This window comes from Rahnella sp. PD12R, from assembly GCF_019200965.1.
GTDB classification, from domain to species: Bacteria; Pseudomonadota; Gammaproteobacteria; order Enterobacterales; family Enterobacteriaceae; genus Rahnella; species Rahnella laticis.
Map to the genome: position 1 here is coordinate 191,623 of NZ_JAHTMS010000001.1, position 24,654 is coordinate 216,276.

The following is a 24,654-nucleotide window of genomic DNA, read 5'->3' on the forward strand; positions in this document are numbered from 1 at the left end:
TCTTATTTACCTCCCATGTTGCCCGGCAGGCGGACTTTACGTTCTACAAAATGCATCAGGAGCATGATGACGGCATTGATAAGGACGTAGGCAACGGTAATCGCAGTAAATGATTCATACGCATGAGCGGAGTAATCAAGCAACTTGCCGGCTTGTGCCGCCATATCGACCAAACCGATGGTGGACGCGATAGCCGAGTTTTTGACCAGGTTAACCATTTCGGATGTCATCGGTGGCACGATCACGCGGTACGCGTTCGGCAGCAAAACATAACGATAGGTCTGAGGCAGCGTCAGGCCCATTGCCAGACCGGCATTACGCTGGCCGCTTGGCAGTGACTGAATGGCCGCACGCACCTGCTCGCACACGCGGGCAGCGGTGAACAGACCGAGACAGATTACTGACGAGGAGAAGAATTGCACATTCGGTGCCAGCTCTGATTTAAACCACATACCGATATTTTCGGGCAGCAGTTCAGGCACAACCAGATACCAGATAAAGAATTGCACAATGAGTGGCACGTTACGGAAGAGTTCAACGTAACAGGTGCCGATACCGGAAAGGATTCGGTTGGGAACGGTACGCAGTATCCCGAAAAGTGAACCGACGAAGAACGCGATAATCCAGGCGCAAATCGACAGCGCGACGGTGACCTGAAATCCATTCCAAATCCAGCCAAGGTAGGTGGTATTCCCAAAGGGGGCTTGTTGCAAAAATATGCCCCAGTTCCAATCTATTGACATAAAAACTCCGTAAACCGGGTAATGAACTACCCATCTGAGTGATGACGTGATCCGCGTGAAAAATGATTGGAAGGATATGCGGGGTGGGGAACGACCACCCCGCATCCGGTCTGCATCATCACAGGCTGGTGGTCCAGCCTTATTCTTTAATTACACTTCTCTTGGTTATACCCGTCTGTCTGGTATTTTTTTACAGTGCTTTATCGTTTGGTGCTTTGAACAGGGCTTTCATGTCGTCAGACAGTTCAAAGTTCATGTTCAGATTCTTCGGAGGAATCGGTTTTTTGAACCAGGTTTCAAACCACTTGGTCGCTTCACCGGAAGTCTGTGCTTTCACGATGGTGTCATCGACCAGTTTTTTGAAGTCGGCATCATCTTTACGCATCATGCAGCCATACGCTTCTTTGGACTGCGGAGTCCCGATGATTTCCCAGTTGTCTGGTTTTTTGGCTTTCGCACGTTCACCGGCTAACAGGGCGTCATCCATCATGAAGGCAACGGCACGACCGGTTTCCAGAGTACGGAACGAGTCACCGTGGTCTTTCGCGCTGATGATGCGCAGATCCAGTTTTTTCTCTTCGTTAAGCTTATTAAGCAGCACTTCAGAGGTTGTCCCGGAAGTCACCACAACGGTTTTGCCTTTCAGATCAGCGAAGTCTTTAATCTCAGACCCTTTCTTCACTAACAGACGGGTGCCGATAACGAAGATAGTGTCGGAGAAAGCGGCTTGCTGCTGGCGCTCGAGGTTGTTGGTGGTAGAACCACACTCAAAATCATAGGTGCCGTTTTGCAGCAACGGAATACGGTTCTGCGAGGTGATTGGCATCATTTTGACCTGCAGGTTTGGCAGGTTCAGTTTTTTCTTAACCGCGTCAACAATGGCGTCGGAATAGTCCTGTGAATAACCTACGACTTTCTGTTCGTTATTGTAGTAAGAGAATGGCACTGAGGATTCGCGGTGACCTACCACGATAACGCCATTGTCTTTGATTTTTTTCAGGGTGCCGGTCAGTTCTTCTGCGTGAGCAAAGCTGCTTACGGCAACGCTTGCCAACACTACGGATAACGCCAATTTGCGCAATTGCATGTCCAACTCCTTGCTGTCATTAGGGATCCAAATCACGGATCAGAAAGTGCTAATGCCTCGTCATATGAAGCTAGAAAATAACTGAATGTGAATTTTATGAAACCACATTGTTTCTTTTTTGAGACGAGACACGCACCAATTAAAAGCAATTAACGGGCTATGCACTTTGAAAGTGCATGAGGAATAGCCTTTTTGTTCCAAAATGATGCACGACGTCATAAAAAGTAACTAATCAGATATCTTTCAATTAGATGTAGCAAGAGTCATGCCAGAAAGCCTGATTTAACTTCATCACCGGTCAGATAATCAGCGCTTAATGCCGGGTTTATCACAAACGACAGCAGGTAAAAGGGGAAGATTGCTGGGGTTAAAAAGAAGATGCGACAAAACAGTTCAGGCGCCCGAAGACGCCTGATTTAAAGAGAAAATACGAAAACTCAATTTTTGCGACGGCCCAGCCACAGTGCCGCGACGGCCATGATGAGGGTTACTATCCACACCGGCCACCAGCCAACGCGAGCATACGGCGTCATACCGGTTGTCGGCGTGACCTTCACGTTCAGCACCTGACGGGTAAACTGCGGAATTTGGGCGGTTACATCGCCCTGAGCATTCACTACGGCGGTAATACCGTTGTTGGTGCTGCGCAGCAACGGGCGGCCTAATTCCAGCGAACGCATACGCGCCATCTGGAAATGCTGCCACGGGCCAATCGAATGTCCGAACCAGGCATCGTTGGAAATGGTCAGCAGGAAGTTGGTGTCCGGCCGCAGGTTGTCGCGCACCTGTTCGCCAAATACCACTTCATAACAAATAGCGGTGGTCAGATTGAGCCCGCTGACAAACAACGGCTTTTGCACATAATCCCCGCTGGTCAGGCCTGACATTGGCAAATCGAAGAACGGCGCGAGAGGGCGCAGCAGCGTTTCCAGAGGAACAAATTCACCAAAGGGCACCAGATGGTGTTTGTTGAAACGGTTGTCGTCCGGGTAGCGATAAGTTTGTTCACCGCCCAGCACGATGGCGCTGTTGTACACCTTCATGCCTTCTTCATTGCGGCGTGCGTCGATAATCCCGGTGACCAGCTGAGTCCCGTGAGAACGGTAAATATTATCCACCATGCTCAGGAAGCCCTGCTGATCGGACTCAATATCGGAAATCGCGGATTCCGGCCAGATGATCATGCTGGATTTGCCAAGATAAGGACGGCTGAGATCCAGATACGTTTGCAGTGCGCTTTCCAGCGCCTTCGGATCCCATTTCATGGACTGCGGAATGTTGCCCTGAACCAGTGCAACATCAACAGCTTTCTCAGGCTGTTCCTGATACCAGTGGATATGACGCAGCGGCCATGGCAGCAACAACATTGCCAGCGCAATAATACCCGGGGCTTTCCGGCGCTGGTAAATGGCATAAACCAGCAGACCGCTCAGTGAAGTTAGTAACAGCGTAATGCCGTTCACACCGGTGATTGGCGCAAGGCCTTTCAGGGGGCCATTGATCTGGCTGTAACCGAATTCAAGCCACGGAAAGCCGGTCAGTACCCAACCGCGTAGGAATTCAGTAATTTGCCACAGTGCAGGCGCGGCAATTGCCAGTTTCCACCAGGTGGTTTTTGGCCAGAGTTTGCTGAAAATACCGGCAAACAGCATGGTGTACAGCGACAAATAAGCCGCCAGCAAAATCACCAGGAAAAGGTTGATGGCTTCCGGCATGCCGCCAAAGGTGGCGATACTGACGTAAACCCAGTTGACGCCTGTTCCAAACAGGCCAAATCCCCAGCAGAAACCTATCCACGCGGATTGCGCCGGACGGCGATCCAGCGTAAATGCCAGCAGACCGCAGAGTGAGACGATTGCGGCAGGCCAGAAATCATAGGGGGAAAAAGCGAGGGTGCCACAGGCACCGAATAAGAGCGCCAGCAGGGCGCGAACCCGCTGGCGTTGATATAAAGAGGCAATTGCCATGGAGTAATTATTCTTCCAGTATCGGTTGCGGCGCGTCGTCCGGTATTTTTACGTGAACCTGAATAATACGGCGGCTGTCTGCCATCGCAACCTTGAACAGGTAACCGTCAATTTCAATGCTTTCGCCTCGTGCCGGTAAATGGCCGAAGGACTGCATAACCAGACCACCAATCGTATCGACTTCGTCGTCACTGTAATGGGTCTGGAAGACTTCGTTAAAATCTTCAATCGGTGCCAGCGCCCGGACGGTGTAGGTATGGCGGCTAAGCTGGCGGATATCCAGATCTTCAGCTTCGTCATACTCATCGTCGATCTCACCGACAATCAGTTCGAGAATATCTTCGATAGTGACCAGGCCGGATACGCCGCCGAATTCATCGACAACAATCGCCATATGGTAACGCTGGGAGCGAAACTCCTTCAGCATGCGGTCAACACGTTTGCTTTCGGGAACCACCACGGCGGTTCTCAGCACTTTATCAATGCTGAATGGCTCGGACTCTGTGCGCATAAACGGCAGCAGGTCTTTGGCCATCAGGATGCCTTCAATGTGATCCTTATCTTCGCTGATCACCGGGAAGCGGGAGTGTGCGGATTCGATGATGACATCGAGGCACTCTTCCAGCGGTTGATTGCGTTTGAGCGTGATCATTTGAGAACGTGGGATCATGATGTCCCGGACGCGCTGCTCGGCGATATCCATCACGCCTTCCAGCATGTCACGGGTATCGGGGTCGATCAGATCGTTTTGTTCTGAGTCACGGATCAGCTCAACCAAATCGCCACGGTTTTTAGGTTCACCGTGAAAGAGCTGGTTAAGGATAAGGGAAAAGAAGCCCTTCTTGGGACTGGGGCTGTCACTATTTTGTGAATGGTCATCGCTCATGGCGTTTGGTTTAGTTTTCTCGTGTTGGTGGTCATTATGATCAACTCTTAGCCTGAAACGCCTGCGGGAGAGTGATCTCCGTAGCACGCGTTGTATGAATCCGGGCTATTTTCAGTTGTCTTCTTTTTCCGAAATATAGGGATCAGGATAACCCAGTCCCAGCATGATTTCAGTTTCAATCGCTTCCATCTCTTCGGCTTCTTCATCAACGATATGGTCATAACCCAGCAAATGCAAACTGCCGTGGATAACCATATGCGCCCAGTGATCCCAAAGTTCTTTTTCCTGCTCTTTGGCTTCCTTCTCAACAACCTGACGACAAATAATCAGGTCGCCGAGCAGCGGCATTTCCATGCCCGGAGGAGCTTCAAACGGGAAGGATAACACGTTGGTCGGTTTATCCATGCCACGATAAGTCATGTTTAATTCATGGCTTTCCGGGATGTCGACCAGGCGGATGGTCACTTCCGACTCTTCCTGAAACTGCGGAAGCACAGCTTCCAGCCAGGTCTGGAAGTCATTTTCTGACGGTAAACCTGCGTTTTCTTCGCAAGCGATTTGTAGATCGAGGATTACCGTGTTCATTGACTAACCTGCTGGGATGCGTTGTTTTGATGTTCATGTTTACGCTCTGCGGCAATCGCATCGCGACGTTTTTGGTCTTCTTCTTCCCACGCTTCGTAAGCTACAACAATTCGTGCGACAACAGGATGACGGACGACGTCCTCACTGTGGAAGAAGTTAAAGCTCAGTTCTTCAACCGAAGACAATACTTCAATGGCGTGGCGCAGGCCTGATTTCTGATGGCGCGGCAAGTCGATTTGCGTGACGTCACCGGTGATAACCGCTTTCGAGTTAAAACCAATACGGGTCAGGAACATCTTCATTTGTTCGATGGAAGTATTCTGGCTTTCATCGAGAATAATGAAGGCGTCATTGAGCGTACGCCCGCGCATATATGCCAGCGGAGCCACTTCAATAACGTTGCGCTCAATCAGTTTTTCAACTTTCTCAAAGCCGAGCATTTCGAACAGCGCGTCATACAGCGGACGCAGATACGGGTCCACCTTCTGACTCAGATCACCCGGCAGGAAGCCCAGCTTTTCACCGGCTTCAACGGCAGGGCGCGTCAGCAGAATACGGCGCACTTCCTGACGTTCCAGCGCATCAACGGCAGCGGCAACGGCCAGATAAGTTTTACCCGTACCGGCAGGCCCGATACCAAACGTGACGTCGTGATCCAAAATATTAGCAACGTACTGCGCCTGATTCTTCGTACGCGGTTTGATCACGCCACGCTTGGTTTTAATGATGACCGCTTTGCCAAAATCAGGCACGCTTTCAGCCGTTTGCTCAAGCACGCGGCTTTCTTTAATCGCCAGATGGATTTTTTCAGGATCGATATCCTGAATCTCACCACGCAGCGGCGCAGTGTCTACGTATAAGTCGCGCAGAATATCAGCGGCTGCCGCAACCGGCAGGCTCTTTCCAACAAGTTTAAATGCGTTATCACGACGGTTGATTTCAACGCCCAACCGGCGTTCCAGTTGTTTGATATTGTCATCAAACGGCCCGCACAGGCTCAGCAGACGCTGATTGTCTTCGGGCTCCAGTAAAATCTCTTGTGTTACAACGTTCAAACTTATCCTTTGGGTCACTCTGGACCAGTTTACCCTGCATAATTCAGGGTACGTTCAGTGAGACATACGGCCGTAAACTGCTTACAGCCGTCAACCATACCTGAGTTAATAATACATGCCCTTGGCAAAATATGCTGCGGCTTGCCGGCAGTTACATGAACCTGCATCCGGATATGCGGCCTTTCCTGGAAAATTAAACCCTTGAAGCTGGTGTTGCGTCTGAATTCTCAAAAGAAACAGGACGCCGGAGCGCCCTGTGGGGTTCTGTCATTCTTCGCTTTAATGATTCAGGGCTGATAGATCCCAACGCCCAGTTCATTTTCTTTGCGTGTGCGGGCAATAACAGATTGCGGTGATTCGTGCAGGCGCAGCGCCATTTGTTCTTCTGTGCGGATGACCACGCCACGCAGGGAGTTGGCGTAGACATCGACAATTTCGACATCCACGAATTTGCCAATCATGTCCGGCGTGCCTTCAAAATTGACCACACGGTTGCATTCTGTGCGTCCGGTCAGTTCCATAATGTCTTTACGGGACGTCCCTTCGACCAGAATGCGCTGAACGGTACCCAGCGTGGCGCGGCTAAACCGCATCACCTGCTGCGTGATCCGGTCCTGTAGCAGCGCCAGACGCTGTTTCTTCTCGTCCATGCTCACGTCATCGACCATGTCGGCCGCAGGTGTTCCCGGGCGTGGTGAGTAGATGAAGCTGAAACTGACGTCGTAATTGACCTGCGCAATCAAATCCATAGTGCGTTCGAAATCATCGTTGGATTCGCCCGGGAAGCCGATGATGAAGTCAGAACTGAAATGGATATCCGGACGCGCAGCCCGCAATTTACGGATAGTCGATTTGTATTCCAGCACCGTGTGAGGGCGTTTCATCATGGTCAGAATGCGATCAGAACCGCTCTGAATAGGCAGATGCAGGAAGCTCACCACTTCAGGCGTGTCTTTATAGACCTCGATAATATCGTCAGTAAATTCTACCGGATGGCTGGTGGTAAAGCGGATGCGGTCTATACCATCGATGGCCGCCACCAGACGCAGTAATTCTGCAAACGTGCAGATGCCGCCGTCAAAGGAATCGCCGCGGTAGGCGTTGACGTTTTGCCCCAGCAGGTTAACTTCACGCACGCCCTGAGCGGCAAGCTGAGCGACTTCGAACAGGACGTCATCACAAGGGCGGCTGACTTCTTCGCCGCGCGTGTAAGGCACCACGCAGAAACTGCAATATTTGTTGCAACCTTCCATGATGGAGACAAATGCGGTCGGGCCATCTGCGCGTGGTTCCGGCAGACGGTCAAATTTCTCAATTTCCGGAAAGCTGATATCCACGACCGGGCTTTTGGTGCCGCGAACATGGTTGACCATTTCTGGCAGGCGATGCAGGGTTTGCGGGCCAAAAACGATATCAACGCAGGGCGCACGCTTACGCAGCAATTCCCCTTCCTGAGATGCCACACAGCCGCCGACGCCGATAATAATATCCGGGTTTTTCTTTTTTAATAATTTCCAGTGTCCCAGCAGGCTGAACACTTTCTCCTGGGCTTTTTCCCGGATTGAACAGGTATTCAGCAGCAGAATGTCTGCTTCTTCAGCGTTATCCGTCAGCTGGTAACCGTGGGTGCTATCAAGAAGATCGGCCATTTTGGATGAATCATATTCATTCATCTGGCAGCCCCAGGTTTTTATGTGCAGTTTTTTAGTCATCAGCGTGTCAGTACTCAATACGGGGAACATTAGATCGGCAGTGCCGCAGTGCATAGCGTTGTTCAGGGGCGGTATTGTAAACCCTCACCTTAGCGCTGACCAGTGCGGGAAAGCAGCTTAGGCCCTGATGCTGACACAAAAATCCGGTACACTTCGCATAATGAACTGAAATAGAAAGCTGGAATAAAATGAATAATTCAGAGAAGTCATTTGATGCAGTGATTGTCGGTGGCGGGATGGTAGGCGCTGCGGCAGCGCTCGGACTGGCCCGTCAGGGGCTTCAGGTTGCACTGATCGAAAATGAAGAGCCGGCTGAATTTGACGCATCAGCGGCGGCAGACCTGAGAATTTCCGCGATTGGCTGCGCTTCGGTACGGTTCTTGCAGAAATTAGAGGCGTGGCCTGCTGTTGAAAAAATGCGCTCGGTGCCGTATCGCCGCCTTGAAACCTGGGAAGTTGACGGTTCCGACGTAAAATTCGATGCGCAATCACTCGGATTACCGGAGCTGGGATTCATGGTCGAAAACCGTGTGCTTCAGCTGGCGCTCTGGCAGCAGTTTAGTGCTTTCTCCAATCTGACCCGTTTCTGCCCGGCGAAACTGCGTCATCTCCTGCAGCATGACGATAAAACCTGGTCACTTCAGCTGACGACCGGTGAACTGCTGCGTACAAAACTGGTCGTCGCGGCCGACGGGGCGAATTCTCTGGTGCGCCAGCTGGCGGGCATCGGCGTTGATGGTTGGGAATATCGCCAGCACTGTATGCTGATTAACGTTGAAACCGAAACGCCGGATCAGGATGTCACCTGGCAGCAGTTTTTCCCATCCGGCCCGCGCGCATTCCTGCCGTTGTTTGGCAATCAGGCGTCGCTGGTGTGGTACGACAGCCCGCAGCGCATCCGTTATCTGAAAACGCTGAACATGAAACAGCTGACGGCGGAGATTATGCTGGCCTTCCCAGCACGTCTTGGAAAAATCAATGCAATAGCAGCGGGCGCATTCCCGCTGGTTCGCCGCCATGCGCAGCGTTATGTCCTGCCAGGGCTGGCGCTGGTGGGCGATGCGGCGCATACGATCAATCCGCTGGCCGGGCAGGGCGTGAATCTGGGTTATCGCGACGTAGAAGCATTGCTTTCGGTGCTGGAAAAAGCGCGTGACCACGATGAAGCGTGGAGCAGCGAGAGCGTGCTGATGCGTTATCAGCGTCAGCGTCGCCTGGATAATCTGCTGATGCAAAGCGGCATGGATTTGTTCTATACCGCGTTCAGTAACGATCTGGCACCCGTCAAAGCATTGAGAAATCTGGCACTGATGACGGCACAACGTGCAGGGGTACTGAAAACCAAAGCGCTGAAATATGCATTAGGAATTTAATTAAGTGAGAGAAGGGCTGGCCGGATGAATGTCGGCTTGCCTTTTTTTTTGAGTCTGACTCAACCGACAGATAGCAAAAAGCCCGCACGAGGCGGGCTTTCTTAATGTGGCTGGGGTGCCAGGATTCGAACCTGGGTATGCTGGTATCAGAAACCAGAGCCTTACCGCTTGGCGACACCCCAATTTTAAAACTCACTACCTTTTGAGCAGTGTACTGCAAGTAAAATGGTGGCTACGACGGGATTTGAACCTGTGACCCCATCATTATGAGTGATGTGCTCTAACCAGCTGAGCTACGTAGCCAAATTCTACTGACTTACTTCAAAACTTCAAGCACTAATTTAACTAACTTAATAATAAATTTCAAGTGCTTACCAATTATACAGAAAGAAGTATGGCTGGGGTACCTGGATTCGAACCAGGGTATGCTGGTATCAAAAACCAGTGCCTTACCGCTTGGCGATACCCCAACAGTACAACTTCTTCAAATTGGTTTTTTCTCACATTCACACCAGAGGTGCGAAGGGTAAGAAAATGGCTGGGGTACCAGGATTCGAACCTGGGAATGCTGGTATCAAAAACCAGTGCCTTACCGCTTGGCGATACCCCAACTGTGCTGCCGACTCGATGAAATGGTGCGGGAGGCGAGACTTGAACTCGCACACCTTGCGGCGCTAGAACCTAAATCTAGTGCGTCTACCAATTTCGCCACTCCCGCAAAAAAGATGGTGGCTACGACGGGATTCGAACCTGTGACCCCATCATTATGAGTGATGTGCTCTAACCAACTGAGCTACGTAGCCATCTTTTTTCGCGCTACCTTCATCGGCGTTGCGGGGCGCATTATGCGTATATGACCGTTTTGCGTCAACACCTTTTTTGGAGAAAAAGGCGTGAGAGCGTCCATTTGTCTGGCTTATAACCACTCTGGTGATTAATTGGGCAAAAGACATTATTTTTACTGGCTTTACCCATAAAAAAACGGGCCTGAAAAGGCCCGCTTGCTTCATGGAGAATAACCGGTAAAGGCTTATTTATACGCTGACTGGTGAACGCCAACCGCACGGCCAGAAGGGTCATCCATGTTTTTGAACGCTTCATCCCATTCGATGGCTTTCGCTGAAGAACAGGCCACTGACGGGCCGCCAGGAACACATTCAGCCGCGCTTGGAACCGGGAACAGTTCTTCGAAAATGGTGCGGTACAGGTAGCCTTCTTTTGACGTCGGCGTGTTGTACGGGAAACGGAAATGCGCAGTTTCGAGCTGTTGATCGGTAATCTGCTGAGACGCGACTTCTTTTAACGTATCGATCCAGCTGTAACCTACGCCGTCAGAGAACTGTTCTTTCTGGCGCCATGCAACGCTGTGTGGCAGATAAGATTCAAAACATTCGCGCAGGATATGTTTTTCCATTTTGCCGTTGCCGCACATTTTGTCTTTCGGGTTGATGCGCATTGCGACGTCGAGGAATTTTTTATCCAGGAACGGTACGCGGGCTTCAACACCCCAGGCGGACATCGCTTTGTTGGCACGGGCACAGTCATACATGTGCAGAGCCAGCAATTTACGTACGGTTTCTTCGTGGAATTCTTTCGCGTTCGGCGCTTTATGGAAATACAGGTAACCGCCCAGTACTTCGTCGGCACCTTCGCCGGACAGCACCATCTTGATGCCCATCGCTTTGATTTTACGGGACATCAGATACATTGGCGTTGACGCACGAATAGTGGTCACGTCGTAAGTTTCGATGTGATAAATCACGTCACGGATAGCGTCCAGACCTTCCTGCACGGTGAAGTGAATTTCATGGTGCACGGTGCCTAAATGGTTTGCGACTTCCTGAGCAGCGCGCAGATCCGGAGAACCTTCCAGACCGACCGCGAAGGAGTGCAGTTGTGGCCACCAGGCTTCGCTCTGATCTTTATCTTCAATGCGGCGACCGGCAAATTTCTTGGTAATGGCTGAAATCACGGAAGAATCCAGACCACCGGACAGCAGCACGCCGTAAGGCACGTCAGACATCAGATGGCTTTTCACGGATTCTTCCAGCGCATCTTTCAGTGCCGCAGCATCAGTGACGTTATCTTTGACGTTTTCGAAATCGAACCAGTCACGCTGGTAATATTCACGGATTTCGCCTTCCTGGCTCCACAAATAGCTGCCCGCCGGGAATTCTTTGATGGTGCGGCAAACCGGCACCAGCGCTTTCATTTCAGACGCCACGTACATGTTGCCGTGCTCGTCATAACCCATATAAAGCGGGATGATGCCCAGATGGTCGCGGCCAATCAGGTACGCGTCTTTTTCTGTGTCATACAGTATGAAGGCGAACATACCTTGCAGTTCGTCGAGGAACGCCGGGCCTTTTTCCTGATACAGCGCCAGAATGACTTCACAGTCAGATGCGGTCTGGAACTCATACTTGTCGCCCAATTCAGCGCGCAGAGCCTGATGGTTGTAGATTTCGCCGTTTACAGCCAGAACGTGGGTATGTGCTGCGTTGTACAAAGGCTGTGCGCCGTTGTTCACGTCGACAATCGACAGACGTTCATGCGACAGAATCGCTTTGTCGCTGGCGAACACGCCGGACCAGTCTGGCCCGCGGTGACGCATCAGGCGCGAGAGTTCCAGCGCTTTTTTGCGCAGCTCGACGGAGTCAGTTTTGATATCGAGCACACCGAAAATTGAACACATATTTCTATCTCCCTAACGACGTTTCTCTGGCTGTCATTTTTATGTTTGCGAATGAGGATCAACGTTGCCGTTCTTTCAGTTTTAGTCAGGCTTTGTTGTGTTGCTGACTATGAAAATGCGTCAAAACCCTTGTGTTGTGCAAGCAGTTTAACGCTCTTCTGATAAATAGTGTGTTGGTGAGGCTGGTTTGTTAGCGGATATTCAGTTTAATGGTTTTTTTGTTGATGGATTATCAATTTAATGCCGAAAAATTGGTGGGAATTCAAAAAAACAAAAAAACGGATAAAAATCAGTCAGCAAGGTAAAAAAAAACGAGCCTGAATGCAGATTCAGACTCGTTTTCACAGACTTACCCGACGCGGTCAGATGATATCGATATCCGCGACTGAAGGATAAATCCAGGTCGGGCGGAAAGGCATTCCTTCAATATCGTTAAGTGAAGAAACACCGCTCAGCACCAGGATCGTTTCCAAACCCGCCTGAAAACCGGCCAGAATATCAGTTCGCAGGTTATCGCCAACGATGACCGTACCTTCTGAATGTGCCTGCATTTTATTAAGGGCAGAACGGATAATCCACGGGCTCGGTTTGCCGACATAAAACGGCTTACGTCCGGTGATTTTCTCAATCGGCGCGCACAATGCGCCACAGGCAGGGACGAAACCGTGGCCATGATTGTCCGGGTTTGTCGCAATAAAACGCGCACCGTTCGCCACGAAATACGCTGCTTTATGGATCATGTCCCAGTTGTACGAACGCGTTTCGCCGACGATCACAAAGTCAGGATTGATGTCTGTGATGGTAAAACCCGCTTTATACAGCTCGTGAATCAGAGCGCCTTCGCCAACGACGTAGGCTTTTTTGCCCTCCTGACGTTTCAGGAAATCAGCCGTCGCCATCGCGGACGTGAAGAACGCGCTTTCCGGCACTTCAAGACCGGCAGCGCTGAAGCGGTTTGCCAGATCCTGAGCGGTTTGGGAAGGGTAGTTGGTGAGAATGACCAGAGGCATTCCCTGTTCCTGAATTCGGGCCAGAAAGCGATCGGCGCCGGGTACAGCAGTGTTGTCGTGCAACAGCACGCCATCAATGTCACAGATTACATTCTTAATTGTCATGATTTCCAAACCCACATTTTCAGCCCCATTCCTGGCAGCCCATTACTATAGCACGCCTTAATTTTCCATCAGACGCTGCAACAGAACGCCATTCAGCATAGCCCGTTTGACCAGCGCAAACGCACCAATCGCGGACTGATGATTAAGCGCGGAAGTCACAACAGGTAGATTGCGGCGGAAATCTTTCAAAACCTGAGCATTAATGCAGTTTTGGATGGCCGGCAGCAGGACTTTATCCGCTTCCGTAATTTCACCGGCAATCACCACTTTTTGCGGATTAAACAGGTTAATTGCAATGGAAACGCCTTTGCCAAGCTGACGGCCCACATGCTCAATCACTTCAGTGGCCAGCGCATCATGGCGATTGGCGGCTTTGCAGATAGCGGAAATTGAGCAATCGTTCAGGCTGAGTTTGCTGGCGTAGCCCTGCGTGAGCAGATGACGTACACGGTTTTCGATAGCGGCATTCGCGGCGACCGTTTCCAGGCAGCCGAAGTTGCCACAGTGGCACCGTTCGCCCAGCGGGTCGATCTGAATGTGGCCAATTTCACCCACGTTGCCGTTACTGCCGAGGAAAATCTGGCCGTTAACGATAATCCCTGCGCCGGTACCGCGGTGAAGACGAACCAAAATGGAGTCCTGACAGTCGCGGGTTGCCCCGAAATAGTGCTCGGCAAGGGCCAGACTGCGGATATCGTGGCCGACAAAGCTGGTTACTTTGAATCTGGCTTCCAGCGCATCGACTAATTTCCACGCACCGACGCTGATATGCGGCATGTAGCGGACGATGCCTTTATTCGGGTCGACCAGGCCTGGCAAGATCACGGAAATGGCAATCAGCTCGCGAATTTTGCGCTGATTCAGCTCGATAAATTGCGAGATCGCCTCAAATAAGGCGTTCTCAAGCGTTTCCTGAGTGCGTTCTGGCAGTGAATAATGTTGTTCGGCCAGTGATTTTGCGCTGAGATCGTAGAGCGTGATGGTCGCGTCATGGCGGCCAAGTCGAACGGCGATGGTATGAAAAGGGCGGGTTTCGGTGATGATTGAAATAGCGCGGCGACCTCCGGTGGAAGCCTGCTGATCCACTTCTTTGATCAGCCCGCGCTCAAGTAACTGTCGGGTAATTTTGGTGACACTGGCGGGCGCTAACTGGCTCATGTCGGCGATTTGAATGCGCGAAATGGGCCCTTGTTGGTCAATCAGGCGGTAAACCGCCGCGCCGTTTAACTGCTTAACCAGATCAACGTTGCCGATTTGTGCCTGCTGTCCGCCAGTTGTCATCAATGCTGTTATCCGCTCAATTAAACTTCGTCACCATTAACGATAGTTTTTGTGATTTTAAAATCATGAGTGAACGCGGTGAGGTTGGCGACTTTGCCTGCTTCAATGCTGCCCAACTGGCCGTCGAGGCCAATCGCGCGGGCCGGATAAAGCGATGCCATACGCAACGTTTCATCCAGTGCAATGCCGACATGTTCAACGCTGTTTTGAACTGCTTCGATCATGGTCAGCGCAGAGCCGCTCAGTGTTCCGTTTTCGTCCACACAGAGTCCGTCACGGTAGTATATTGTTTTACCGGCAAAAATGAACTCATCAATATTGGCACCCGCTGGCGCAGTGGCGTCGGTGACCAGCACCAGTTTCTCGCCTTTGAGCTTTTTCGCGTTACGAATATTGGCGTAATCGACATGCAAACCGTCGGCAATCACACCGGTATACACCTCCGGTGTATCGAAGATTGCACCAATAAGGCCAGGCTGACGACCTGTAATCGCCGGCATTGCATTATAAAGGTGCGTTGCGAAGGTGATACCAGCCGCAAAACCGGCGCGGGCTTCGGCATACGTCGAATTGGAATGGCCTGCGGAAATCACAATTCCGGCAGCGCGCAGCTGGCGGATATAGCGGGATTCAACCTGTTCCGGCGCAAGCGTCAGTTGCGTGATGACATCGGCGTTTTCACACAGAAAATCAATCATGGCGTCGTCGGGCTTACGGATAAAGGCCGGATTGTGGGTGCCTTTTTTCAACGGGCTCAGATACGGGCCTTCAAGATGCAGACCCAGCGCCTGATTCGGATATTTTTCCAGATACGTGCGCATTACGCTAACGCCCTGCTTCATGTAGTCATCGCTACAGGTGATCAGCGTAGGTAAGAAACTGGTACAGCCGGATTTTTCGTTGGCTTTCTGCATGATTTCTAACGTTTCTACGGAAATTGCTTCCAGTGAATCGTTGAACTGCACGCCGCCACAACCATTAAGTTGCAGGTCGATAAATCCGGGGGCAAGAATGGCACCGTCCAGATCGCGGGTTTCCACATTGTCCGGCAGCTCGCTGACCGCGCAGACACGTTCGATTTTGCCATCGGCAATCACGACCGCATGGTTATCCAGAACGTCGTGGCCGGTATAGATCCGGCCGTTAATCAAAGCGTACATCATGCCCCCTCGTTCGCTTGCCCTTCTCCAGTCACGCTGCTGCTGCGTTGGCTGCCTTACTCACTCCGGTCACTTACTTCAGTAAGCTCCCGGAGATTCGCGTCGTTGCCGCCTTGCTGCAACGCGACTGGCTTTGGGCATAAATTTTGTTAAAGGTTTTTCATATTTTCCGCTTCTAACTCGCGGAAATATTTAACAGTTTTGACTTTCAGTTCCATGGTGGACGGCTCGTCACACACCATAACGGCTTTTGCATGCAATTGCAGGCAACTGATGGTCCACATGTGGTTAATGTTCCCTTCGACGGCCGCTTCAAGCGCTTGCGCCTTCGCGTGGCCGGTGACCAGAATCATCACTTCTTCTGCATCAAGCAGTGTGCCCACGCCAACGGTCAGGGCGTATTTTGGCACCTGAGAGACGTCATTGTCGAAGAAACGGGAGTTCGCGATGCGGGTTTCGTGTGTCAGGGTTTTGATACGGGTGCGTGAAGCCAGTGAAGATGCCGGTTCGTTGAAGGCAATGTGACCGTCGTTGCCCACGCCACCCATGAACAGGTGAATTTTACCGTAAGACTTAATTTTTGCTTCGTACTGACGGCATTCTTCGTTGACGTCTGGTGCATTACCATTCAGCAGATTGATATTTTCGCGTGGAATATCAACGTGATCAAAGAAGTTTTTGTACATGAACGTATGATAGCTCTCAGGGTGTTCCTGCGGTAAGCCAACATATTCGTCCATATTGAAGGTAACCACGTTCTTAAAGCTAACCTGGCCTGCTTTATGCATGGCGATTAAATGTTTGTAAGCTTCGAGTGGTGTGCCACCGGTAGGTAAGCCCAAAATGAACGGGCGGTCGGCAGTGGGTTTGAAGGCGTTAATACGCTCAACGATATGACGTGCTGCCCATTTGCCAACTTCAGTGGTGGTGTTTAAAGGAATAAGTCTCATCACGTACCTCTTAGTTTCAGAATATTGAATATACTGTGTATATCCTTTGTCCTTGACGTTGCAGGGGTGTTGGCTGCTTTCGAATCTCTGCCTGGCTTAACGGAGTAAGCGCAACGGATTTTTCGATTGCCGCCTGCCTGTAACCCAGTGACTCCGGATAAGGAAGTCAAAGCTGTTTTGGTTCAGGGCGGTCATGTTAAGCGTAAACCACCGTGACGGTTTGTGGCTGGCACAATGCCGTCTAGATTTTTTTAATGATAAAATAAGTTTTGTGTGTTGACCAGCCTGATGGCATGTTATGGCCTCTTTTTGGTGACATTTCTCACAAAAATAGAGGTTTTAATTTGCGATACGAAATAATCTTTTTACACTCGCAAAGCAGTTGGTTAAATCGGAACGGTAAATGAGTAAAGGTAGTAACCATACTAATTAAACTACTTAGGTGATTCGCCTGGCGGCGGATAGGGGGAAATGTGAATATTCTTGGATTCTTTCAGCGTTTAGGCAGAGCACTTCAGCTGCCGATAGCCGTGCTACCGGTCGCTGCGTTACTGCTGCGTTTCGGTCAGCCTGATCTTCTTAATATGCCGTTCATCGCGCAAGCCGGTGGCGGGATCTTCGATAACCTGGCCCTGATTTTTGCTATTGGTGTGGCATCAAGCTGGTCTAAAGACAACGCGGGTGCTGCGGCACTGGCGGGTGGTATTGGTTATTTCATTCTGACCAAAGCGATGATTACCATCAACCCGGCCGTCAATATGGGCGTTCTGGCAGGTATCATCACCGGTCTGGTCGGCGGTATGGTTTACAACCGCTGGTCTGATATCAAACTTCCTGATTTCCTGAGCTTCTTCGGTGGGAAACGTTTCGTTCCTATCGCAACAGGCTTCTTCTGTCTGATTCTGGCCGCGATCTTCGGTTACGTCTGGCCTCCGGTGCAGGATGCAATCCGCGCCGGTGGTGAGTGGATCGTAGGTGCAGGCGCATTCGGTGCGGGTATCTTCGGTTTCGTAAACCGTTTGCTGATCCCAACCGGTTTGCATCAGGTTCTGAACACCATCGCATGGTTCCAGATTGGTGACTTCACCAACGCAGCAGGCACAGTATTCCACGGCGACATCAACCGCTTCTACGCGGGTGACGGCACCGCAGGGATGTTCATGTCCGGCTTCTTCCCTATCATGATGTTTGGTCTGCCAGGCGCAGCATGCGCAATGTACTTCGCAGCACCGAAAGAACGTCGTCCACTGGTGGGCGGTATGCTGGTCTCCGTTGCGGTGACTGCATTCCTGACCGGTGTGACCGAGCCGTTAGAATTCCTGTTCATGTTCCTTGCTCCGCTGCTGTATTTAGTCCACGCCATCCTGACCGGGATCAGCCTGTACGTTGCAACTGCGCTGGGTATCCACGCTGGCTTCTCCTTCTCTGCGGGTGCGATTGACTACGCGTTGATGTACAACCTGCCGGCGGCAAGTAAAAACGTCTGGATGTTGCTGGTGATGGGTGTTGTGTTCTTCGTCATCTACTTCGTACTGTTCAGCGTAATTATCCGCATGTTCAACCTGAAAACGCCGGGCCGTGAAGACGACGCCGACCATATCGGTGAACCGGAAGCGAACAGCAATACTGAAGAAGGTCTGAACCAGCTGGCCGTGAGCTACATCAGCGCACTGGGCGGCTCTGATAACTTCAAAGGTATTGATGCCTGTATTACCCGCCTGCGTCTGAACGTGAAAGATGCCGGTACTGTTGATGATGCAGCCTGTAAACGTCTGGGTGCGTCCGGTATTGTTCGTCTGAACAAACAAAGCATTCAGGTTATCGTCGGTGCAAAAGCGGAATCTCTGGCTGATGCAATGAAGAAAGTGATGGCGCGTGGTCCGGTTGCGGCAGGCAGCGCAGCAGCACCTGTGGCTGTGAAAGCGGCTCCGCAGGCTGTTCCGAATAGCGTTAAAGCGGTCGTTGAAACGCTGGTGGCTCCGGTTACCGGTGACATCGTAGCGCTGGATCAGGTGCCAGACGAAGCCTTCGCCAGCAAAGCGGTAGGCGATGGTGTCGCGATTCGTCCTACGGATAAAACAGTCGTCGCTCCGGCTGCGGGTACCGTGGTGAAAATCTTCAACACCAACCATGCGTTCTGCCTGGAAACCACTTCCGGCGCTGAAATCGTGGTGCACATGGGCATCGACACCGTTGCACTCAACGGCCAGGGCTTTACCCGCCTGGTTGAAGAAGGCGCAACGGTCACTGCCGGTCAGCCTGTACTGGAACTGGATCTGGCTTATCTGAACGCTAACGCGCGCTCAATGATTAGCCCGGTTGTGGTCAGCAACATCGATGATTACACCGGTGTGATTTCACTGGCCAGCGGTTCCGTCGTAGCCGGTCAGACCAAACTGTTTGAGATTCAGGGTAAATAATTTCCTGACGCTGATTCAGTTGAGTTAAGTCTTAGCGGGAAGAGAGCAATCTCTTCCCGTTTTTTATTGTTTACGGACACGCGGTATGCAGATAACCACGATTTTATGCAAGTAACGGTTGTTTCCCGACGTGGCTTGTTGGAACATAACAGGTTATCTGTAGAGTCAATGTTGCGTAGAGGAATTGCACAATGAGTGAGGCTGAAGCCCGCCCAACAAATTTTATCCGTCAGATTATTGATGAAGATCTGGCGACCGGGAAACACAATACCGTTCATACCCGTTTCCCGCCCGAGCCTAATGGTTATCTGCATATCGGCCATGCGAAGTCTATCTGCCTGAACTTCGGTATTGCGCAAGACTATCAGGGGCAGTGCAACCTGCGTTTTGACGATACCAACCCGGCAAAAGAAGACATCGAATTCGTTGAGTCGATCAAACACGACGTCCAGTGGTTAGGTTTCGGCTGGAGCGGTGATATTCACTATTCTTCCGACTACTTCGATCAACTGCACGGCTACGCGCTAGAGCTGATCAACAAAGGTCTGGCTTACGTTGATGAATTGTCTCCGGATGAAATCCGCGAATACCGTGGCTCGCTGACGTCCCCGGGCAAAAACAGCCCGTACCGCGATCGCAGCGTAGAAGAAAACATCGCGCTGTTCGAAAAAATGCGCAACGGTGAATTCGCTGAAGGCGCGGCGTGTCTGCGTGCAAAAATCGATATGGCGTCGCCATTCTTCGTTATGCGCGATCCGGTTATCTACCGTATTAAGTTTGCGGAACACCATCAGACTGGCAAAAAATGGTGCATCTACCCGATGTATGATTTCACCCACTGCATTTCCGATGCGCTGGAAGGGATCACCCATTCGCTGTGTACGCTGGAATTCCAGGACAACCGTCGTCTGTACGACTGGGTTCTCGATAACATCACCATCCCTTGCCACCCGCGTCAGTACGAGTTCTCCCGTCTGAATCTCGAATATTCCATCATGTCCAAGCGTAAGCTGAACCTGCTGGTGACGGATAAAATCGTAGAAGGCTGGGACGACCCGCGTATGCCGACCGTTTCAGGCCTGCGTCGCCGTGGTTACACTGCCGCGTCAATCCGTGAATTCTGCCGTCGTATCGGCGTGACGAAACAGGACAACAACGTCGAAATGATGGCGCTGGAATCTTGTATTCGTGACGATCTGAACGAAAACGCACCGCGCGCCATGGCTGTCATCAATCCGGTTAAAGTGATCATTGAGAACTTTACCGGTGAAGATGTGCAAATGGTGAAAATGCCCAATCATCCGAGCAAACCGGAGATGGGGACGCGCGAAGTGCCGTTCACCCGTGAGATTTATATCGATCAGGCTGATTTCCGCGAAGAAGCGAACAAGCAATACAAACGTCTGGTGCTGGGCAAAGAAGTTCGTCTGCGCAATGCGTATGTCATCAAAGCGGAACGCATTGAGAAAGATGCCGAAGGTAATGTGACGACGATCTTCTGCTCATACGACATCGAAACGCTGAGCAAAGATCCTGCCGATGGCCGCAAGGTGAAAGGCGTGATCCATTGGGTTTCCGCTACTGAAGGCAAACCGGCGGAATTCCGTCTGTATGACCGTCTGTTCAGCGTGGCAAACCCGGGCCAGGCAGAAGACTTCCTGACCACGATCAACCCGGAATCCCTGGTGATCGCGCACGGTTTCGTTGAGCCTTCTCTGGTGGCTGCACAGGCTGAAATCAGCCTGCAGTTCGAACGTGAAGGTTACTTCTGTGCTGACAGCCGCTATTCCAGCGCTGAAAATCTGGTCTTCAACCGTACCGTTGGCCTGCGTGATACCTGGGAATCAAAACCCGTCGCGTAAGTCACCGATGAACGATTGCTAAACGCAGCTCCGGCTGCGTTTTTTTATGTCAGAAATTCACGGAATTTTCTTTTTCATCGCGAATTAATGCATTTTTCATGTTTGCTTTTTAGGACCTTCCTTTCCGAATATCAGAGTGCTGAAACGTTTAAATCAATACGATTTTTACTTAATTATCTGTTTTATTTGTCGATTGTCAGAGTCCACTGATTTAAACCTTCGCATTCCTCGTTTGTTACACTTTTTCATCTTTATGTGCACTTTGTCATACTTCAGCCATCAGGGTTTAATTACCCATTGATAATTCGCGTCGCGAAAAATACTCTTAATCCTGCTTTATACGGTTACGCCTCTGGCGGCCGCTTTTAATACCCGTTTGGGTTTTGCACGTTTTTTTAGTCAAAATGAGGAATTTCTATGCACAAGCACCTTAACAGGGGCAGGGGATCGGCTTACCTGAAACCTGTGATGTACACGCTGGCTGGCACTTTGTTGGGCGGCGGAATGATGTTCCCTGAAGAGGCCAGAGCGGCTGGCTTTATTGATGATTCGACGCTGACCGGCGGTGTGTATTACTGGCAGCGCGAACGCGACCGCAAAGATTTGAACAAAACCAAAGAAGAAACCCGCCCTGACGGCACAAAAGTCACGGTGAATAACCCCGATTACGACAAATACGCCACCAACCTTTCGCACGCGACCGCCAACCTGAATCTCGATTTCTCCTCCGGCTATGCCTGGGACATGTTCGGTATCGACGTCGCCGCATTTACCGCGATCGAATTAGCCGAAGCCAGCGACAGCGGACACCCGAACGAAATCGCGTTCTCCTCCAAAAACCATGCGTATGACGAAGATTATTCCGGCGATAAAGGCGGCGTCAGCCTCTATAAAGCGGCCGGTAAATTCAAATACGGCGGATTCTGGGGCCATGCTGGTTACATTCAGCCGACCGGACAAACGCTGATCGCCCCGCACTGGAGCTTTATGCCGGGTACCTATCGCGGTGCCGAAGCCGGGTATAAACATGATTTTGGGGATCCGGGCGAACTGAGTTTCTCCTACATGTGGGCGGATGAATACAAATCGCCGTGGCATCTGGAGATGGATGATTTCCGCCAGAACGACAAGAAAACCGGTGTTTCCTATATCCACTCGCTGGGTGCGAAATACGACTTCAAAAATGATCTCGTGCTTGAAGCGGCTTTCGGTCAGGCTGAAAGTTACGTCGATCAGTACTTCGCCAAAGCGTCGTACAAAATTGATCTGATGGGCAACCCGCTCACCACCAGCTACCAGTTCTACGGCGCGGAAGATCGTATCAGCAACCAGAACGATCCGAACAGCCTGTATGACGGTTTGGCCTGGTTGCAGGCACTGACTTTCGGTTATACCACCGGCCAGTTCAACTGGCGTCTGGAAGGGACGATGGTCAAAGCTGAGGGGAATCAGGGTTATTTTTTACAACGCATGACCCCGACGTACTCTTCTTCTAACGGACGTCTTGATGTGTGGTGGGATAACCGTTCTGACTTCAACGCCAACGGCGAAAAAGCGGTTTACGCCGGTGTGTTATACGATCTGGCGAAATGGGATCTGCCGGGCTTCGCAGTGGGCGGTTCTTATGTTTACGCGTGGGATGCCAAACCGAGTACCAATCCAATCTATGACCAGAGCCAGCGCCTGAAAGAAAGTGCCTGGAGCCTTGATGCGCTGTACACCATTCAGGAAGGTCGCGCGAAAGGTACGCTGTTCAAACTGCATTACACCCAGTACGACAACCACTCGGATATCCCGAGCTGGGGCGGCGGTTACGGCAACATTTTCCAGGATGAAAAAGACGTGAAATTCATCGTTATCGCTCCATTCACTATTTTCTGAGGACACTAAACCGATGAATAAATTACTGATGATGGTCGTGACTTCCCTGTTACTGGCCGGTTGTGCGCCAACGGCTACGCAAACCGAAAATGCGAAACTACGCCAGGCGTACAGCAACTGCATCATAAAAGCAGAAGGCTCGCCGGACAAAGTGGCGTCGTGCCAGACCATTCTTGATGTTCTGAAACAGGAACAGGAGCACAAGCAGTTTGCCGATCAGGAAACCGTGCGTGTGGTGGATTATCAGCGCTGTCTGACGGCGCGTAAAACCGGCGATGGTCAGGCTTACGCGGCAGACTGCGGCAAAATCTGGCAGGAAATTCGTTCTAACAATTCGCCAAAGCCAGCTAATTAACAGGATGTGAACGCTGAGTCATATATTGGCGCCTGATATAAAGAAACAACAAACCCCGGCTTGCCGGGGTTTTGCGTTTTAACTCTCTGCCTGAATCGCTAACATAAAAAAACCGCCTTTCAGCGGTTAATTTATTCGGACTGACCGTGCAGATTACTGCGCAGGTTTGTCATTGTGCAAAGATTCATCTTCGCGGCAATCGCCCGCTTCACAGTGGCCGTACAGATACAGACTGTGGTTGGTCAGTTTGATACCGTGTTTCTTCGCAATCTCACGCTGACGGCCTTCAATGTATTCGTCGCGGAATTCAATAACGCGGCCGCAATCAAGGCAGATCAGGTGATCATGATGATGTTGCTGAGTCAGTTCGAAAACAGACTTGCCGCCTTCGAAGTTATGACGGGTAACGATACCGGCGTCATCAAACTGGTTCAGAACGCGGTAAACCGTCGCCAGGCCAATTTCTTCACCCATATCAATCAGTTGCTTGTACAGATCTTCCGCACTAACGTGATGACCTTCCGGCGCTTGCAGCACTTCCAGGATTTTGAGGCGCGGAAGCGTGACTTTTAAGCCGGCTTTCTTCAGTGCGGTGTTGTTGTCAGTCATGCGGATTCAGTCCTGTTACTATGTGCTAATCAAGTTGAGGCATGCAGCCTGTGGCATCGGCGGCACAAAAATTTGTCGTTTAAGGATTCTTCGTTTAAGGGAAGTGTGCCGATTCTCAAAAACGTAGCCTGTTAATAAAGATCACAAAATGCCTGTCACATTCAATTATGCAACGACTTGATCGATAGAAAAAACAGATGAACTCAGTGTACCTTGATACCACCGAAAGTTACAATTTTGTAGCGGTTAAATTGTTAATTTCAGTAATAGTTTGGCCCTTCAATTGTAGAATAAATCCTCAGGGCCAACAGGGTTTTTAGCCAATAATTTCTGAAAGGCTCAGTTCTTCTGTGATCTGTTTGACCCATGCATCAACACGTTCGTTGGTCAGTTCCGGCTGACGATCTTCGTCAATTGCCAGCCCGATGAAGTGCTTATCATCGGCCAGACCTTTTGAAGCTTCGAAATGATAGCCTTCAGTTGGCCAGTGACCCACGATCACCGCGCCGCGTGGCTCGATGATGTCACGCACGGTACCGAGCGCATCACAGAAGTATTCGGCATAGTCTTCCTGGTCGCCGCAGCCAAACAGCGCAACCAGCTTGCCTTCGAAATCTATCTCTTCCAGCGTCGGGAAAAAGTCGTCCCAGTCACACTGCGCTTCACCGTAATACCAGGTTGGAATACCGATCAGCAAAATATCGAATTTTTCCAGATCCTCTTTGCTGCTCTTCGCAATGTCATGCACCTCTGCAACATCTTTACCCAATTGCTTCTGGATCATTTTCGCGATGTTTTCGGTGTTACCTGTATCGGATCCAAAGAAGATACCTACTACGGCCATAAGATTACCTAACCTCTTGTTCTCAATGAAGTGCTCTGCATTGCAGGCAATAATAACGCAGATGATAGCAAACT

General features: G+C 50.9%; 19 protein-coding genes and 6 tRNA genes. 5 read left to right on the forward strand and 20 right to left on the reverse strand.

Annotated features, from left to right (window positions below; translation table 11 throughout):
- Positions 1-2: 2 nt before the first annotated feature.
- The 7 genes from KWG64_RS00900 to miaB all read right to left on the reverse strand — a co-directional run bounded on the left by KWG64_RS00900 (position 3) and on the right by miaB (position 8,035).
- Positions 3-743, reverse strand: a complete 741-nt coding sequence (locus KWG64_RS00900) for an amino acid ABC transporter permease (protein ID WP_195814209.1) — start codon at positions 741-743, stop codon at positions 3-5.
- A gap of 190 nt (positions 744-933) precedes the next feature.
- Complete coding sequence (locus KWG64_RS00905) at positions 934-1,830, reverse strand: amino acid ABC transporter substrate-binding protein (RefSeq protein WP_165059420.1); 897 nt, start codon at positions 1,828-1,830, stop codon at positions 934-936.
- A 437-nt stretch (positions 1,831-2,267) separates the two neighbouring features.
- Positions 2,268-3,797, reverse strand: a complete 1,530-nt coding sequence (gene lnt, locus KWG64_RS00910; protein WP_218520667.1) for an apolipoprotein N-acyltransferase — start codon at positions 3,795-3,797, stop codon at positions 2,268-2,270.
- 7 nt (positions 3,798-3,804) lie between these two features.
- On the reverse strand, positions 3,805-4,683 hold the full coding sequence (gene corC, locus KWG64_RS00915; RefSeq protein ID WP_101075684.1) for a CNNM family magnesium/cobalt transport protein CorC: 879 nt from the start codon (positions 4,681-4,683) through the stop codon (positions 3,805-3,807).
- 111 nt (positions 4,684-4,794) lie between these two features.
- Complete coding sequence (ybeY, locus tag KWG64_RS00920; protein ID WP_218520668.1) at positions 4,795-5,268, reverse strand: rRNA maturation RNase YbeY; 474 nt, start codon at positions 5,266-5,268, stop codon at positions 4,795-4,797.
- Positions 5,265-6,341: a PhoH family protein gene (locus tag KWG64_RS00925; protein WP_195814206.1), complete on the reverse strand. Its 1,077-nt coding sequence runs from the start codon at positions 6,339-6,341 to the stop codon at positions 5,265-5,267. The genes ybeY and KWG64_RS00925 overlap by 4 nt, the downstream gene beginning before the upstream one ends.
- A gap of 269 nt (positions 6,342-6,610) precedes the next feature.
- Positions 6,611-8,035, reverse strand: coding sequence for a tRNA (N6-isopentenyl adenosine(37)-C2)-methylthiotransferase MiaB (gene miaB / locus KWG64_RS00930; protein ID WP_195823552.1), 1,425 nt, complete (start codon positions 8,033-8,035; stop codon positions 6,611-6,613).
- Between the two features lie 188 nt (positions 8,036-8,223).
- Here miaB and ubiF point away from each other — a divergent pair, with 188 nt between their 5' ends.
- Positions 8,224-9,408 carry a 3-demethoxyubiquinol 3-hydroxylase gene (ubiF, locus tag KWG64_RS00935; RefSeq protein WP_218520669.1) on the forward strand — a complete coding sequence of 395 codons (1,185 nt, stop codon included), beginning with the start codon at positions 8,224-8,226 and terminating at the stop codon, positions 9,406-9,408.
- A gap of 107 nt (positions 9,409-9,515) precedes the next feature.
- Here ubiF and KWG64_RS00940 read toward each other — a convergent pair.
- The 11 genes from KWG64_RS00940 to nagB form a co-directional block, all read right to left on the reverse strand.
- Positions 9,516-9,590, reverse strand: a tRNA-Gln gene (locus KWG64_RS00940).
- Between the two features lie 44 nt (positions 9,591-9,634).
- Positions 9,635-9,711: transfer RNA gene (locus tag KWG64_RS00945), tRNA-Met, on the reverse strand.
- A 92-nt stretch (positions 9,712-9,803) separates the two neighbouring features.
- Positions 9,804-9,878 (reverse strand) — tRNA-Gln (locus tag KWG64_RS00950).
- 65 nt (positions 9,879-9,943) lie between these two features.
- Positions 9,944-10,018 (reverse strand) — tRNA-Gln (locus tag KWG64_RS00955).
- A gap of 23 nt (positions 10,019-10,041) precedes the next feature.
- Positions 10,042-10,126, reverse strand: a tRNA-Leu gene (locus KWG64_RS00960).
- A gap of 8 nt (positions 10,127-10,134) precedes the next feature.
- Positions 10,135-10,211, reverse strand: a tRNA-Met gene (locus KWG64_RS00965).
- Positions 10,212-10,438: 227 nt separating this feature from the next.
- Entirely contained in the window at positions 10,439-12,103 is a 1,665-nt protein-coding gene (gene asnB, locus KWG64_RS00970; protein WP_120506273.1) for an asparagine synthase B, read from the reverse strand.
- A gap of 362 nt (positions 12,104-12,465) precedes the next feature.
- Positions 12,466-13,218 carry an HAD-IIA family hydrolase gene (locus KWG64_RS00975; RefSeq protein WP_101075809.1) on the reverse strand — a complete coding sequence of 251 codons (753 nt, stop codon included), beginning with the start codon at positions 13,216-13,218 and terminating at the stop codon, positions 12,466-12,468.
- 57 nt (positions 13,219-13,275) lie between these two features.
- Entirely contained in the window at positions 13,276-14,499 is a 1,224-nt protein-coding gene (locus KWG64_RS00980; RefSeq protein ID WP_195814203.1) for an N-acetylglucosamine repressor, read from the reverse strand.
- A gap of 20 nt (positions 14,500-14,519) precedes the next feature.
- A complete protein-coding gene (gene nagA / locus KWG64_RS00985) occupies positions 14,520-15,659 on the reverse strand; it encodes an N-acetylglucosamine-6-phosphate deacetylase (RefSeq protein ID WP_218520978.1) in 1,140 nt (379 codons plus the stop codon).
- A 149-nt stretch (positions 15,660-15,808) separates the two neighbouring features.
- Entirely contained in the window at positions 15,809-16,609 is an 801-nt protein-coding gene (gene nagB, locus KWG64_RS00990; RefSeq protein ID WP_152326454.1) for a glucosamine-6-phosphate deaminase, read from the reverse strand.
- Between the two features lie 473 nt (positions 16,610-17,082).
- Here nagB and nagE point away from each other — a divergent pair, with 473 nt between their 5' ends.
- The 4 genes from nagE (at position 17,083) to chiQ (ending at position 23,127) form a co-directional block, all read left to right on the forward strand.
- Complete coding sequence (gene nagE / locus KWG64_RS00995; RefSeq protein ID WP_195814202.1) at positions 17,083-19,029, forward strand: PTS N-acetyl glucosamine transporter subunit IIABC; 1,947 nt, start codon at positions 17,083-17,085, stop codon at positions 19,027-19,029.
- Between the two features lie 191 nt (positions 19,030-19,220).
- Positions 19,221-20,891, forward strand: coding sequence for a glutamine--tRNA ligase (glnS, locus tag KWG64_RS01000; protein WP_218520670.1), 1,671 nt, complete (start codon positions 19,221-19,223; stop codon positions 20,889-20,891).
- 468 nt (positions 20,892-21,359) lie between these two features.
- Positions 21,360-22,772 (forward strand): OprD family outer membrane porin, encoded by a 1,413-nt coding sequence (locus KWG64_RS01005; RefSeq protein WP_165059726.1) that lies wholly within the window; start codon positions 21,360-21,362, stop codon positions 22,770-22,772.
- 13 nt (positions 22,773-22,785) lie between these two features.
- Positions 22,786-23,127 (forward strand): ChiQ/YbfN family lipoprotein, encoded by a 342-nt coding sequence (gene chiQ, locus KWG64_RS01010; protein ID WP_195814200.1) that lies wholly within the window; start codon positions 22,786-22,788, stop codon positions 23,125-23,127.
- A 153-nt stretch (positions 23,128-23,280) separates the two neighbouring features.
- Here the strand turns inward: chiQ and fur are convergent, their stop codons facing one another.
- A complete protein-coding gene (gene fur / locus KWG64_RS01015) occupies positions 23,281-23,736 on the reverse strand; it encodes a ferric iron uptake transcriptional regulator (RefSeq protein ID WP_152326459.1) in 456 nt (151 codons plus the stop codon).
- Between the two features lie 316 nt (positions 23,737-24,052).
- Positions 24,053-24,580, reverse strand: coding sequence for a flavodoxin FldA (fldA, locus tag KWG64_RS01020; RefSeq protein ID WP_095921178.1), 528 nt, complete (start codon positions 24,578-24,580; stop codon positions 24,053-24,055).
- Between the last annotated feature and the right edge of the window lie 74 nt (positions 24,581-24,654).

What these genes read in the sequence shown, in the direction of transcription:
- KWG64_RS00900 (WP_195814209.1), bottom strand. Translation starts at nt 743, where the DNA reads ATGTCAATAGATTGGAACTGGGGCATATTTTTGCAACAAGCCCCCTTT.
- KWG64_RS00905 (WP_165059420.1), bottom strand. Translation starts at nt 1,830, where the DNA reads ATGCAATTGCGCAAATTGGCGTTATCCGTAGTGTTGGCAAGCGTTGCC.
- lnt (WP_218520667.1), bottom strand. Translation starts at nt 3,797, where the DNA reads ATGGCAATTGCCTCTTTATATCAACGCCAGCGGGTTCGCGCCCTGCTG.
- corC (WP_101075684.1), bottom strand. Translation starts at nt 4,683, where the DNA reads ATGAGCGATGACCATTCACAAAATAGTGACAGCCCCAGTCCCAAGAAG.
- ybeY (WP_218520668.1), bottom strand. Translation starts at nt 5,268, where the DNA reads ATGAACACGGTAATCCTCGATCTACAAATCGCTTGCGAAGAAAACGCA.
- miaB (WP_195823552.1), bottom strand. Translation starts at nt 8,035, where the DNA reads ATGACTAAAAAACTGCACATAAAAACCTGGGGCTGCCAGATGAATGAA.
- ubiF (WP_218520669.1), top strand. Translation starts at nt 8,224, where the DNA reads ATGAATAATTCAGAGAAGTCATTTGATGCAGTGATTGTCGGTGGCGGG.
- asnB (WP_120506273.1), bottom strand. Translation starts at nt 12,103, where the DNA reads ATGTGTTCAATTTTCGGTGTGCTCGATATCAAAACTGACTCCGTCGAG.
- KWG64_RS00975 (WP_101075809.1), bottom strand. Translation starts at nt 13,218, where the DNA reads ATGACAATTAAGAATGTAATCTGTGACATTGATGGCGTGCTGTTGCAC.
- KWG64_RS00980 (WP_195814203.1), bottom strand. Translation starts at nt 14,499, where the DNA reads ATGACAACTGGCGGACAGCAGGCACAAATCGGCAACGTTGATCTGGTT.
- nagA (WP_218520978.1), bottom strand. Translation starts at nt 15,659, where the DNA reads ATGTACGCTTTGATTAACGGCCGGATCTATACCGGCCACGACGTTCTG.
- nagB (WP_152326454.1), bottom strand. Translation starts at nt 16,609, where the DNA reads ATGAGACTTATTCCTTTAAACACCACCACTGAAGTTGGCAAATGGGCA.
- glnS (WP_218520670.1), top strand. Translation starts at nt 19,221, where the DNA reads ATGAGTGAGGCTGAAGCCCGCCCAACAAATTTTATCCGTCAGATTATT.
- KWG64_RS01005 (WP_165059726.1), top strand. Translation starts at nt 21,360, where the DNA reads ATGTACACGCTGGCTGGCACTTTGTTGGGCGGCGGAATGATGTTCCCT.
- chiQ (WP_195814200.1), top strand. Translation starts at nt 22,786, where the DNA reads ATGAATAAATTACTGATGATGGTCGTGACTTCCCTGTTACTGGCCGGT.
- fur (WP_152326459.1), bottom strand. Translation starts at nt 23,736, where the DNA reads ATGACTGACAACAACACCGCACTGAAGAAAGCCGGCTTAAAAGTCACG.
- fldA (WP_095921178.1), bottom strand. Translation starts at nt 24,580, where the DNA reads ATGGCCGTAGTAGGTATCTTCTTTGGATCCGATACAGGTAACACCGAA.